This window comes from Acinetobacter sp. 226-1, from assembly GCF_030329325.1.
In the GTDB taxonomy this organism is placed as follows: Bacteria; Pseudomonadota; Gammaproteobacteria; order Pseudomonadales; family Moraxellaceae; genus Acinetobacter; species Acinetobacter sichuanensis.
Genome location: NZ_JACANU010000002.1, coordinates 130611 through 143368 on the forward strand (window position 1 = coordinate 130611; position 12758 = coordinate 143368).

The following is a 12758-nucleotide window of genomic DNA, read 5'->3' on the forward strand; positions in this document are numbered from 1 at the left end:
GGCTGTAATAAATAATTTGCATAAAAAATGTCAAGTATTTGATAATAAATAAATCATAAAAATGACTATTGGCTAATTTGACGTTGAAAGTGCAGTAGTTTCCTTGGTGTCACTAAGCCATGAAGTGCTTGATCCCAAGGATTTCGAACAAATTTTTCATCAAAAAACTGAAAATCATGTGCCAATCCTAAACGATAGGGTTTATAAGGCGCTGATGCTAAGGTTCTATCATAAAAACCACCACCCATTCCCATGCGTGCTCCAGTAAGATCACATGCCAAGAGTGGCATCAGTAACAGATCTAAACAAGAAACATGCAAACCGCGACTCGCCATAGGTTCAAACATACCTAATTTATGTAGAACAAAACGTTTATTTCTGTATTGTTGATGTGAAATTTTGACCCAACGTAAGCTTTGATTCATATTGCAAATTATCGGTAAATACACATTTTTTTGATGTTTAAAACAAAGTTCTATCAAATGTTGGGTGCGCAATTCACCAAACCCATCTAAATAAATACCAATATTTTTTGCTGAAAAAAATCGCGGATAATGTCTTAAATGTTGTAATACAGCTTGAGCATGTTGTTGTTGTTGAAATGCTGTTAATTGGCGTCGTTGTGATCTGAGTTGTTTACGTAGTTGTAAAGTTTGGTTAGACATAAGGTTAAGGTATTTAAAAACTGAAAAATCAACCTCAATATTAACAAGGCAATGCGTGATATTACCAATCAAATATCATTGAAATAAAAAATGATGAGTTCTATTCATACATTTTATTTAAAAATAAAGATCAGCTTAAGAAACAGAGACATTTTTAATGAAAAATCAGATAAACGGTGAGCGAATAGCTTTGTATTAAGTGATTCATATTTATATATAAAAAATAAAAAGTAGAACGATTTTTAGATTTTAACTTTTTTGACGACATTTGGCTTTAAGCAGTCAATTTAATCTAAAACAAGTTCTTTTAACTTAAGGCATAAGGATAGAAGGTCATAGACCATCACATGATATAAAAATGGAAAATAACATGAATATGATCAAAAAAAATGACTTGAAAAAGTATATTGCACCTGCGTTTAAAAGCAGTTTATTGGCAATGGCAATTTTATTCCCTTGGGCATTTTCAAATATGGCTTATGCTGCACCTAAACTGGATTTGACTTTGTCTGCACATTCACAACAAAAAATTAAACAATTAATGAATGATCCAAAAGTTTGGGCGCAAATTCCTAAACAAGTGACATTGTGTGTTTATTCACCTGATGGCGCCAATGGTGAAGCTTTTGAACAAGCAACAACCTATATTAGTGAATTACCTCGTATTGCGCAGATTGCAAAAGATTTTGGTGTTGATTTAAAAATCACTCGACCTTCTAAACTGCAAATGCGCATAGATATGGATTATCCAAAATTAAAGAAAAAAGCCACCACTGAATTAAATTTACGTGTTTATACCGATGAGCGTGTTTTAACAGAAGATTTTAGAAGTAAACGTTGTGATGGTGCAGGAATTAGTAATTTGCGTGCACGTCAGTTTAATCCATTTGTGGGCAGTATTGATGCCATTGGCGCGGTACAAAGCTATAAACAATTATCTGCTGTAATTCAATTATTAGCGCGACCTGAATATGACTCTAAAATGGTGAATAAAGACTATGAGGTGGTCGGTATTGTACCTTTAGGTGCGGCTTATATTATGGTCAATGACCGTCGTATAGATACTTTGGCAAAAGCAGCAGGGAAAAAAGTTGCTGTTATGAACTTTGATGGTACGCAAAAAAAATTGGTGCAAAACGTTGGGGCACAGCCTATTTCTGTTGATTTACTCACTGTAGGTGGCAAGTTTAATAATAAAGAGGTCGATATTATGGCTGGACCTGCTTTGTTATTTAAGCCCTTAGAATTACAAAAAGGAATGAATGATAAAACAGGAAAAACAGTAGGTGGAATTATTAAATTTCCGCTTATTCAAGTTACAGGCACTTTGATTATGCACCGTAACAAGTTTCCAATAGGCATGGGGTCAATTGCACGTGAAATGATCTCTAAACAACTAGATCCTGCGTTTGAATTTGTTGATAAAATTGAAAAAGAAATTCCAGAAAAATATTGGATGGAAATCCGTGAAGCAGATAAGCCTGGTTATATCAAGATTATGCGTGAGGCGCGTGTTCAAATGACCAAAGAAGGCTATTATGACCCTGCGATGATGAAAATATTAAAGAAAGTACGTTGTGGGCAAAATCCGAGTAGTTTTGAGTGTGCTTTAACCGATGAGTAAATAAAGTGTATTGGAAATACTAACTGTTGCTTAAAGCAACAGTTTTTGTTTTATATATAAGCATATAATTGATTTTAAATAATTTTATTCGATATTATTTGATACATTTCAGCAGTTTTTATTTATTGAGTTAAATGTATGCTGAACAAACTATGTGCGACCTTATTTTTGTGTGGAATGTCTTTTGCTGCTTCTGCACAGATCACAGGTAAAATGGAAAATCATCAAGGTGAATTTAAATTTAGTTATCAAAATCAACAGATCACATTGAGATCTGACCGTTGCCAAGCCTTTCTGGCATCAGGTAAAACAGCAAAAAATGTCAAGATAGACGGTTTAAATGATGCTCTTGAGCAACAGGGGCAACTAAAAGCAACTTTCGAAAACGGTCAAAGTTGTGTGCTAGATGACTTAACTCCTCCTGTTGCAATGACCATGCCGCCCGTGATGGCAATGCCGCCTGTAATGGCGATGCCACCTATTCATGCCCAAGATACAATGTCTCGCCAATTTACCATGGGTGTTGCAGATTTGATGCCTGTACATGCAAGTACACGTCCATCGGCAGTGATTTTATTGAGTCAAGGAACCAATGCAAAAAAAGCCAATACCGCATTATGTAATAGCTTTGTAAAATTAGAAACAGTAGAAGAAGCGACGGAAAATCAAGGTGTTGCTGAAACAGCTCAAGTTGTGACTAAAGTGCCTGTAACAATTGAGTTGCAACAAAATAATGATGACTGTGAAGAAATTTTAGCAGTTTATGATTATAAACTCGCAGCAGAGGAACTCACTCAACTCAATCCTAAACTTCGTCGTTCAAATGGACCATTTATTGCTATTTATAATCCAAACTCTGTCGAAATTAATCAAATTATTGACTTAAATGGTGCAAGTGAGGCAGATATTAAAAAGTTCGGTCAAAATTGGCATACAATTTTTACTGAATATGCAATGAAACAAACGCGTACAGTACAAACAAATGCTGTGGTTGAATCAGAAAAAACAAGTATTTGGATGACTTTAAAAGGTTTATTTAAATCGTCTGTTTGTTCTACAGACCCAAATTTAATTTATATTTTTGATGATGCGGCTGGAAAAATTGCAGATTACATTTGTAAAAGTAAAGCATAATTTGATCATTCACTAGACGAACTCAAATAGAAAAGCATGAACTATGCTTTTCTATCAAATTTACAAAAAGATTTTAAATCAAAAGATTAGAAAAAAATGAGATGGTTAAAGTTTATTGTAAAAAATTAAGTTCTCCGAAGATGCCGCTGCATGGTCGTTACCCTGAACCCGATGAGTTCAAGGTGGACACGACGCGTACTTACTGGGTTTCCTACTCGGGGTAGGCATACACTCAAAATACACAGAACGCATCCGTAAGTTTAAGTATCGGCAGGGGAATAGACGTACTGGCGAACACCTCAGAGTTATATTAAGTATACATATTCTGAATGCTGTGGCAAATACTCATTCTCAATAAATGTGTATTTTTATAAATTAGATTGCATCAAATGCACAAACAAAAAGCAGTTTATACTGCTTTTTCAACATCTTTTAAAATTTCCTCAAGGAGCCGTTCACAATGTGTATATTCTTGTAAGGACTTGTTAAGGCTTAAAACCTCTTGCATTAATTCTAAAGCAACCATGATCATAAGCTTGTTATGTTCCATATTTGGTGCTTTACGACGAAATTCTTGAAATTTCTCATTGAGCAAGTTTCCTGCACGCTCTAAATCGGCTTGTTTATCAGGTGTTGTACTTAAACGAAAAATTTGTTCAATTAAACGTAATTCAACAATAACAACATCAGACATGATTAAACTTCCTCATTTGTTTCAGCAGGATGAGCAAGTTGTTGAATTTCTTGCGCATGATGATCTTGTTCTGTACCTAAAATCGCTAAACGTTGAATAATGGCTTCAACTTTAGTTTTCGCATGATCATTTTTCTGAATTAAGCGTTCACGTTCATTATTTAATTCTTTAATCTCTTGGTGAGATTGGCGCTGTTCAGCTTGAAGCTTTTCTTTCATTACACGTAATTCATTACGCTCAGTCAAAATCTCTTGAAAACGTGTTTTTAAATCAGTACAACTTTTTTCTAGGCGACCATAACGTTCAGCCAAAGATTTTGCATCAGTATTGAGTTGATTAAACTGTTTTTGCAATTGAGACAGTTGTTCAGTCAAGCTTTCGATTTCATCTTGCTTTTGAGTGATAATGCCATTTTTATGCAAAATCTGAGTATGTGTCTGCTCTTCACTGTTAGCTTTCTCTTTTAACAGTGCTACATTTTCTTTCTCAGTTTTTTCAATACGTGTTTTTAAAACACCAATATGCGTTTGTAGACGCTGTAATTGTTCTAGCATAACGGGTCGCACAGATCTGCAATCAAAGGTAATATATACAGAAGTATAGAGATTGGAAAAGCGAATGCAAGACGATATTTCAGGTTGGTCAGATTGGGATCAAAACTTTGGTCAAATTGAAGAAATTTCAAGCCCAAGTGAGTTACATGGCTTACTTACAGGTATAATTTGTGTTACTGAAGTGCCATCTCGTGATGAATGGTTACAAATTTTATCAACCATTGATGTACCAAAAGTAAACGAAGATGCGCTCGCAATGTTAGCTGAAGAAGCCGAAGACATTGCACATGCTTTATCAGAAGATGAATTGGATTATTTACCATTATTACCAGATGATGAGCATAGCCTTGCTGAGCGCGTTTTAGCATTATCAGATTGGTGTGCTGGTGTAGTGCTCGGTTTTGGTTTAGCTTCAGGTCATATTCGAGCAGATGAACAAGAATTGATTGAAAGTTTACAAGATGTTGCTTCTGTTGAATTTGATGAGTCAGATGATGATGAAGAAGGTGAGGCAAGCTATCAAGAGTTATATGAGTTTGTACGTTTAATTCCTGTATCATTGTCAATGGGACGAAAGAAAATTCCAGTTTTAGAAAGCTCCTTATTACAAAATTTTCACAGTAAAATGAAGCAAGTCATCGATGCTTCTGATAGTAATAATGTGGTAGAGATGTTTACACCACATCGCCCTAGTTAAATTTACCCATCAAAATAAAGGTTTTTTAAGATGATATTGCACATAAAAAGCCTTTATTTTTGATTGAATAAGACCAAACTAATTTTTACCATTGAATGATAAGCTGAATAAAGAATGAAATTAACGCAAGTAGATTTTCGGGAACGTCGTGACCGCCTCGCAGAACAAATGGGTCCTAATAGCATTGCGATTATTGCAACCAGTCCAGAAGTGATGCGAAATCGAGATGCTGATTATAAATTTCGTGCTGATAGTAGTTTTTTCTATTTAACAGGTTTTGCTGAGCCTGAAGCTGTGGCAATTATTGAAACAGATGCAACATGTGAAGACTATAGCTATAGTCTTTTTTGTCGTGAACGTAATCGTGAAATGGAAATTTGGAATGGTTATCGTGCAGGAATTGATGGTGCAATAGACGATTATGATGCTGATGAAGCTTATGCCATTGATCTGTTAGATGAAGAGATTATTGAAAAATTACTCAATAAAGAAAAACTTTTTTATCGTATCGGGCAACGTGCTGAATTTGATGCGCGAGTCAGTCAGTGGATTGCTAAAGCAACAGGTGAGTCACGTCGTGGTGCGGCTGTTCCTGCTCAGATCATTCAACTTGATCAGATTGTAGACGAAATGCGTTTGCATAAGTCAGCCAAAGAAATTCAGCTTATGCAAATTGCTTCAGAGATTAGTGCTGAAGCACATACCCGTGCCATGCAAACAGTTCGACCAAATATGATGGAATATGCTCTAGAGGCTGAACTGAATTATATTTTTGGAAAAAATGGTTGTGTCCCATCATATAATAGTATCGTAGGTGGTGGTGAAAATGGCTGTATTTTACATTATGTAGAAAATAATAAACCATTGAAAAATGGTGATTTAGTTCTTATTGATGCGGCTTGTGAATATGAGCTTTATGCTTCTGACATTACTCGTACTTTTCCTGTAAATGGTCAATTTAGTCCTGAACAAAAAGCGTTATATCAAATTGTATTAGACTCACAAATTGCTGCGATTGATGCTGTACGTATTGGCAACTCTTATAAAGAACCACATCATGTTGCGGTAAGAATCTTAGTTCAAGGTTTACTTGATTTAGGGATTATGCAGGGCGATTTGGAAGAGATTATTGAAACTGAAAGTTATCGCCAATTTTATATGCATGGTACAGGACATTGGTTAGGCATGGACGTGCATGATGTAGGGTCATATAAAGATCAAGGCGAATGGCGCTGCTATGAAGAAGGTATGGTGGTGACTGTGGAGCCCGGTTTGTATATTGCACCTGATGATCAAACTGTAGATAAAAAATGGCGTGGTATTGGTATTCGTATTGAAGATGATGTCGTGGCAACACAAAATGGTCCATTGGTTTTGACTAAAAATGTTGTGAAATCTGTTGCAGATATTGAAGCACTCATGGCAGAGTCAAACTAAGAGAGGTACAGTAAAAATCAGTGGGATATTAAAAATTTCACTTAAAAAGTCATATTGAAAAATGACACATTTTGAAGATTTTACCCTCCTGAGTACAGGAGGGTTTTTTATGTACTTATTATTGTTTGAGCTTTGATTTATTTTTCTATTTTTAATGTTCTGTTCCAGCATAAATCCACATAGGTTGATTTTTTCCAGCACGACTAAAGCCAAGAGATTCATAAAAAGAAATGGCATTAGCATCCGCTGTCAGCATTTTTTGATCTAATTTTGTGCAATACGCAGAATAAAAATTTTCTCTGAATGTACTTGCTCCTTAAAATAAAAAGAAATATTATCAGTGTGCTGATAAAATCAAAAACGAATATGATGATCCAACAACAATACATTTCGTTAGGAAAATGATTTTTTCATCACTTAAAAAGTCCAAAGTGTGGATTGATAACGTAATCTCGAATTATAAGGAAATAAATGATGAGACACGAAAATGCGAATGATGGTGAGATACCACAAAAGCAGCACAGTTCTAAATATGCTTGGTATGTTGTTTTTTTATGCATGTTAGCCTATATATTTTCATATATAGATCGTCAAATTTTAGTTTTGATGATTGAACCCATTAAAAATGATTTAAATCTGACAGATACTCAATTTAGCTTATTACATGGTTTAGCTTTTTCTCTTTTTTACGCAATCATGGGATTGCCAATTGCATATCTTGCAGATCGTTTCTCAAGACCAAAAATTATTGCAATCGGAATTATTTTTTGGAGTTTTGCTACAGCTGCTTGTGGATTGAGTAAAAATTTTCTGCAATTATTTTTATCAAGAATGGGCATTGGTATAGGCGAAGCAGCTTTATCACCCGCAGCATACTCTATATTTAGTGATCTGTTTTCTAAAGAAAAGTTAGGAAAAGCTGTTGGTATTTACTCAATTGGCTCATTCATTGGAGGGGGAACTGCTTTTTTAGTCGGTGGCTATGTGATTAGTCTTTTAAAAGATGCAACGCATATACAGGTTCCTTTGTTTGGTTTAATGAAAGCTTGGCAGGTGGCTTTTATTTTGGTTGGTTTACCAGGTATTTTGATTGGTATCGTTTTTTTACTTACAGTACGAGATCCTATTCGTAAAGGGCAGCGTGTCAATGCGTTAGGGCAAGTAGAAAAAGTCAAATTTACGGATTCATTTAAGTTTTTAGCTAAGCATCGTAAAACTTTTACATGTCACTATATGGGTTTTACATTTTATGCGATGGCTTTATTTTGTATGATGAGTTGGTCACCTGCTTTTTATATGAGAAATTACCATTTATCACCTGTAGAAACAGGGTATATGTTAGGAACAATTCTGTTGATTGCCAATACTTCAGGCGTGTTTTTTGCAGGATGGTTAACGGATTATTTAACCATGAAAGGACGTAAAGATGCGGCAATGTACACAGGTTTTCTAGGTGGGTTAGGCATTCTTTTGCCGATTATGAGTTATACCGTGGTAGACAATCTGACTGTATCTTTAGTTATTTTAAGTATAGCTATGTTTTTTGCTTCTTTTCCGATGCCAACTTCAACTGCGGCGATGCAAATACTTGCACCAAACCAATTACGTGCTCAAATTTCTGCAATATTTTTGTTAATCAGTAGCTTGATCGGTTTAGGTATAGGCACAACTTTAGTTGCAATGATCACAGATCATGTTTTTGCAGATATTAATAAAGTTGGTTATTCAATTGCGATTGTTGGTGGAGTCGCTGCTTTATTGACAATTGTTTTATTAAAATCGGGATGTAAGCACTTCATTGAAAGTATGAAGGTTGAAGAGGGCAACAGTACAAATTAATGAACGCTTTCAATAGACTTTTACGACGAAATTTGATTGATAAATAAATGAATCATGTGGAGTAAAAGTCTATTTGAGTTGTATCTGTTTAAATGATAAGTTGATGTATAAATAGCATAAAAATCAGTTTTTTACCTTGCACTTATGAGCTTTCCATCTTTCCAATGCGGTAATGACGATGGGAAATCGATTTTTGACATGCAATCTTGAAATGTCCATAGACTTGGTTTAAATGTAAGTGGTGGGATGGGTAGATTTTTATCACGATATGCTAGCTCTAGCTGATAATTATTGAGATCAACGACAAGATAATGTGTTTTAGGGCAAGTCATTTTCTTAGCTTGATGAATGAAATGATAATCTTTAGCTAAACGTAAAAAACCTATTGTTGGTGAGATTTCGAGAACAGACATGCCATTGATTTGTACTGGATATGGAAATTGAATCCCATCTACATCATTTAAGTCGCGTGGTGCATTATGATCAAAACCCGCAGGAATATATTTGCTGATATGTGTCCCTTTGGGCAGAATAATTTCACCAAAAGGTGTATCTTTTTCGAGGGTGAAATAGCGATTTTTATCTTTTTCATGTTCAAATTTCACATATTTTTCATTCGCTTGAGCTGCCCAAAAAATCAAAGCTGCAAATAAAACACATAAAATGATTGGACTATACAGTAGAAAAAGTTGCCATTTTTTTAAAGGTGGAACAAGTAATCCTTGACGTGTATATCGACATCGCCAAAGAAAATAAAAACTTGCTGAACCCAGTGACATTAAAATCAACAAGAAAATAATGAGAAATAAGCCACCAGCACCACCGCCTGCAACAATCATTTCAATGCCTTATTTTTACGAATATATAAAATGAGTGCATAAGCGCAGATAACTAACTCGACCAAAAATGACCAATGAAAAATAAAATTTAACCACCAAGGTTGATAACGTGCTGTAACTTCAAAAAATACATAGGATCGATTTATAAAGGGTGCAAATAACCAAACATCGCCCACAAAAGTATCTAAACAAATATGTAAAAGTGCAGCACCTGAAAATAGCATAGCGATGAATGCAAACTTAGTATGCTGTTTAAAGATTTTCCATGCAGCAAATGCCAACAGAAAAAGTGGGATCCAGACAGAAAACCAATGTAAAAAATACTGATGATGGTGTACTGAGCGTTGATCAAAGAAATAAAAGTAAAATAGGTCAATATCTGGAAAAATAGCACCGAGCATAATCGTGCTATAAAACGCTTTACGACTGAGAGGATTGGGTTTTAATTTTTTGTCTAATAGATCTGCTAAAATATAGCCAGAAGGTACATGTGCAATAAACATTTTTTCATATTTTTATAAAACGAATTTTGCCTAGATTAACATAACGCTGCCAAATCACACCGAACAAGATACTAATCCAATATAAAAATCATTGCGCTTCATGTAATATAAAATCAATCAAGATAAGCAGTATTCAGCATGCTGAATTGCATATAGAAAGGGTTAAAACATGCAGCAAGAAGTCATTATTGTGGGTGGTGGGATGGTTGGGCTAAGTTTGGCTCTGATGTTGGCAAAAGCAAATATCGCAGTTAAATTGCTCGAGGCAATCAAATATCCAAATTATGATGATGCAACCCTTGCACCTTATCACTCAAGCTTTGATGCTCGTAATACAGCATTATCTCGTCGTACAGTGCAGATTTATCAGAAGCTTGGACTATGGGATGCATTACAACAACATGCTACCCCAATTTTAGAAGTGCATATTACTGAGCAAGGTAGTTTTGGTAAGGCACGTTTAAAAGCAGATGAAGAAAAAGTCGAAAGCTTTGGTCAGGTGATTGAAAATGCATGGTTAGGACGTGTGTTATTAACTCAAGTACGTCAACAACCCTTGATTGAACTCATTGATGGTGTGCAAGTCACGTCACTGACTCAAAATCAAGATGAAGTACAAATAGAAGCAACACGTGGAGGAGAGTACATTCATGCACTCAAAGCCAAATTAGTCATTGCTGCGGATGGTCGAGATTCATTTTGTCGTCAGGCTTTAGGTGTTGGTGTAGACGTACATGATTATGAGCAAGTTGCTATTGTGACCACTGTACAGACGTCTAAACCACATCATCAAGTAGGTTTTGAACGCTTTAGTCATTTAGGACCTTTAGCACTATTACCTTTACCTGGTGAATATCGCCGTTCAGTAGTTTGGCCTGTGACCAAAGGAACTGAACATGAATGGTTGGGTGAAGAAAATGATCAACATTTCCTTGATGCTTTGCAAAAAACCTATGGAGATCGTGCAGGGAAATTTATTAAAACAGGAAAGCGTTTTAGTTTTCCGCTATCACAAGTATTAGCACATCAACAAGCTGTAGGTCGTGTCATTTTAATGGGCAATGCTGCTCATACTATTCATCCTGTGGCAGGGCAAGGTTTTAATTTATGTATGCGTGATGCAGATGTTTTAGTTCGCTATCTTCATCAACAAGTGGTTCATAAAAACGATATTGGTGAGCCTGAAATACTCAAAGCCTATGAGCAAGCGCGTTTGTCAGATCAAAAGCGTGTGATTAAATTTTGTGATTCAGTTGTACGTGGTTTTAGTAATCAAAATCCAATGTTAAAACTGCTACGTAATACAGGTTTGGTGGCTTTTGATCTTATTCCTGGGATTAAACCTTTAGTTGCCAATTATGCAATGGGGCTAAAAGCATGAGTCAAACTACACAGAATATATTAGACGTGGTGATTGTGGGTGGTGGGTTAGTGGGTGGTTTAACTGCTTTATTACTTGCCGAAGGTGGTGTACAAGCGACTGTTTTGGATGCTGCACCTATTTTAGATGAAAGCAAAACTTTAGCTGTCGCAAATCCACGTGTTTTAGCACTCAGTCAGGCCACTATTCATTTGCTTAAAAAAGTGAATATATGGGATAAAATTGCACGTCAAATGCCTTATACAGGTATGCAAGTTTGGAATAAAAATGGCTATGGCGAAATTAATTTTGGTCAAGCTTCTACACATTTTCCCACAGATGAACAAAGTCTAGGTTCCATGGTAGAACCGAGTGTTTTAAATCTTGCCATTCAACAAACGATGCTGGAAAAATTAAAAGACTATCGTACCCAAGTTAAAGTGACTCGTGTAGAGCAAGCTGTTGGATATTGGATCATTCAACTTGCAGATGGCTCAAACTTGAAAACCAAATTAGTAATTGGTGCAGATGGGGCAAATTCATTTGTACGAGAGCAAGCATTTATTGATTTAGATATTTTGGACTACAAGCAAGCAGGGTTAACCTGTGCGATTCGTAGCACACAACCTCATCAATATGTTGCACGACAAATTTTTCATCCGACAGGACCTTTAGCATTTTTACCCATGGCAAGTTTAGTACCTGAACAAGCAGAACATTGGATTTCAATTGTTTGGACACTACCTGATGATTATGCAGATGAATATGCTGCTTTAAATGATGCCGAGTTTTGTCAGCTTTTAACCCAAGAAAGTCATCATATGTTGGGAGAAATTTTAGAAGCAACGCCACGTGCAAAATTTCCACTCAAGGCGCGTGCTGCACAGCGTTATGTTAAAGAAGGTTTAGCACTGATTGGTGATGCTGCACATGTGATTCATCCTTTGGCAGGACAAGGGGTAAATATTGGTTGTTTAGATGCTGCTATTTTATGTGATGTGTTATTACATGATTTAAAGCGTGGCGTATGGGCACATGAGCAAACTTTGAAGCGTTATGAACATCTACGCAAAGGACAAAATGATGCCATGATGCATAGTATGTCAATCATTGGTTGGTTAGAGTCGGCTGAATTATTTCCTTTTGTTTGGGCTAGAAACTTTGGTTTAAAACAGATTGAACATTCCGCATTTTTAAAAGAACGTTTTATGATGCAGGCAAATGGTTTATCAAATTTACAAAATACACGTTATGCAATTTAAATAGGATTTGATATTTTTTAGACAATCATTTAAATAAAATTACTAATTTGGTTAAAAAATATGCGCTTTTAGTGTATTTAGTACTAGGCGAATGCCAAAGAGATTGGTACATTTCTTCGTAAATAAACCTTATTTTGGTAATGATCTGAG

12 protein-coding genes and 1 other RNA gene are annotated in these 12758 nt (G+C 35.5%); 7 read left to right on the top strand and 6 right to left on the bottom strand.

What is annotated here, in order from left to right:
• Positions 1 to 65: 65 nt before the first annotated feature.
• Positions 66 to 665, bottom strand: a complete 600-nt coding sequence (locus HX124_RS04085; protein WP_286382032.1) for a 5-formyltetrahydrofolate cyclo-ligase — start codon at positions 663 to 665, stop codon at positions 66 to 68.
• A 439-nt stretch (positions 666 to 1104) separates the two neighbouring features.
• Between HX124_RS04085 and HX124_RS04090 the strand changes: the two genes are divergently transcribed.
• Entirely contained in the window at positions 1105 to 2289 is a 1185-nt protein-coding gene (locus HX124_RS04090; protein ID WP_286382267.1) for a putative solute-binding protein, read from the top strand.
• Between the two features lie 138 nt (positions 2290 to 2427).
• Positions 2428 to 3423 (top strand): hypothetical protein, encoded by a 996-nt coding sequence (locus tag HX124_RS04095; protein ID WP_286382033.1) that lies wholly within the window; start codon positions 2428 to 2430, stop codon positions 3421 to 3423.
• A 127-nt stretch (positions 3424 to 3550) separates the two neighbouring features.
• Here the strand turns inward: HX124_RS04095 and ssrS are convergent.
• The 3 genes from ssrS to HX124_RS04110 all read right to left on the bottom strand — a co-directional run bounded on the left by ssrS (position 3551) and on the right by HX124_RS04110 (position 4671).
• Positions 3551 to 3732, bottom strand: a non-coding RNA gene (gene ssrS / locus HX124_RS04100) — 6S RNA.
• A 100-nt stretch (positions 3733 to 3832) separates the two neighbouring features.
• Entirely contained in the window at positions 3833 to 4117 is a 285-nt protein-coding gene (locus HX124_RS04105) for a cell division protein ZapA (RefSeq protein ID WP_107007008.1), read from the bottom strand.
• Between the two features lie 2 nt (positions 4118 to 4119).
• On the bottom strand, positions 4120 to 4671 hold the full coding sequence (locus HX124_RS04110; RefSeq protein WP_107007009.1) for a hypothetical protein: 552 nt from the start codon (positions 4669 to 4671) through the stop codon (positions 4120 to 4122).
• 64 nt (positions 4672 to 4735) lie between these two features.
• Here HX124_RS04110 and HX124_RS04115 point away from each other — a divergent pair, with 64 nt between their 5' ends.
• The 3 genes from HX124_RS04115 to HX124_RS04125 all read left to right on the top strand — a co-directional run bounded on the left by HX124_RS04115 (position 4736) and on the right by HX124_RS04125 (position 8644).
• Complete coding sequence (locus HX124_RS04115; RefSeq protein ID WP_286382034.1) at positions 4736 to 5368, top strand: UPF0149 family protein; 633 nt, start codon at positions 4736 to 4738, stop codon at positions 5366 to 5368.
• A gap of 114 nt (positions 5369 to 5482) precedes the next feature.
• On the top strand, positions 5483 to 6805 hold the full coding sequence (pepP, locus tag HX124_RS04120; RefSeq protein WP_286382035.1) for a Xaa-Pro aminopeptidase: 1323 nt from the start codon (positions 5483 to 5485) through the stop codon (positions 6803 to 6805).
• A 474-nt stretch (positions 6806 to 7279) separates the two neighbouring features.
• A complete protein-coding gene (locus HX124_RS04125) occupies positions 7280 to 8644 on the top strand; it encodes a spinster family MFS transporter (protein ID WP_286382036.1) in 1365 nt (454 codons plus the stop codon).
• A gap of 131 nt (positions 8645 to 8775) precedes the next feature.
• Here the strand turns inward: HX124_RS04125 and HX124_RS04130 are convergent, their stop codons facing one another.
• On the bottom strand, positions 8776 to 9483 hold the full coding sequence (locus HX124_RS04130; RefSeq protein WP_286382037.1) for a hypothetical protein: 708 nt from the start codon (positions 9481 to 9483) through the stop codon (positions 8776 to 8778).
• On the bottom strand, positions 9480 to 9986 hold the full coding sequence (locus HX124_RS04135) for a metal-dependent hydrolase (RefSeq protein ID WP_286382038.1): 507 nt from the start codon (positions 9984 to 9986) through the stop codon (positions 9480 to 9482). The genes HX124_RS04130 and HX124_RS04135 overlap by 4 nt, the downstream gene beginning before the upstream one ends.
• Positions 9987 to 10155: 169 nt before the next feature.
• Here HX124_RS04135 and ubiH point away from each other — a divergent pair, with 169 nt between their 5' ends.
• Both ubiH and HX124_RS04145 read left to right on the top strand, forming a co-directional pair.
• The gene (gene ubiH, locus HX124_RS04140; RefSeq protein ID WP_286376691.1) at positions 10156 to 11367 is read left to right on the top strand and encodes a 2-octaprenyl-6-methoxyphenyl hydroxylase; all 1212 of its coding nucleotides are present in this window, start codon (positions 10156 to 10158) and stop codon (positions 11365 to 11367) included.
• Positions 11364 to 12608: an FAD-dependent monooxygenase gene (locus HX124_RS04145; protein WP_286382039.1), complete on the top strand. Its 1245-nt coding sequence runs from the start codon at positions 11364 to 11366 to the stop codon at positions 12606 to 12608. The genes ubiH and HX124_RS04145 overlap by 4 nt, the downstream gene beginning before the upstream one ends.
• Positions 12609 to 12758 lie beyond the last annotated feature (150 nt).

Excerpts from the sequence above, each read along its gene's own strand:
- HX124_RS04105 (WP_107007008.1), bottom strand. The coding sequence starts at position 4,117 with ATGTCTGATGTTGTTATTGTTGAATTACGTTTAATTGAACAAATTTTT.
- HX124_RS04090 (WP_286382267.1), top strand. The coding sequence starts at position 1,105 with ATGGCAATTTTATTCCCTTGGGCATTTTCAAATATGGCTTATGCTGCA.
- HX124_RS04125 (WP_286382036.1), top strand. The coding sequence starts at position 7,280 with ATGAGACACGAAAATGCGAATGATGGTGAGATACCACAAAAGCAGCAC.
- HX124_RS04115 (WP_286382034.1), top strand. The coding sequence starts at position 4,736 with ATGCAAGACGATATTTCAGGTTGGTCAGATTGGGATCAAAACTTTGGT.
- HX124_RS04110 (WP_107007009.1), bottom strand. The coding sequence starts at position 4,671 with ATGCTAGAACAATTACAGCGTCTACAAACGCATATTGGTGTTTTAAAA.
- ubiH (WP_286376691.1), top strand. The coding sequence starts at position 10,156 with ATGCAGCAAGAAGTCATTATTGTGGGTGGTGGGATGGTTGGGCTAAGT.
- HX124_RS04130 (WP_286382037.1), bottom strand. The coding sequence starts at position 9,483 with ATGATTGTTGCAGGCGGTGGTGCTGGTGGCTTATTTCTCATTATTTTC.
- HX124_RS04095 (WP_286382033.1), top strand. The coding sequence starts at position 2,428 with ATGCTGAACAAACTATGTGCGACCTTATTTTTGTGTGGAATGTCTTTT.
- HX124_RS04145 (WP_286382039.1), top strand. The coding sequence starts at position 11,364 with ATGAGTCAAACTACACAGAATATATTAGACGTGGTGATTGTGGGTGGT.
- pepP (WP_286382035.1), top strand. The coding sequence starts at position 5,483 with ATGAAATTAACGCAAGTAGATTTTCGGGAACGTCGTGACCGCCTCGCA.
- HX124_RS04085 (WP_286382032.1), bottom strand. The coding sequence starts at position 665 with ATGTCTAACCAAACTTTACAACTACGTAAACAACTCAGATCACAACGA.
- HX124_RS04135 (WP_286382038.1), bottom strand. The coding sequence starts at position 9,986 with ATGTTTATTGCACATGTACCTTCTGGCTATATTTTAGCAGATCTATTA.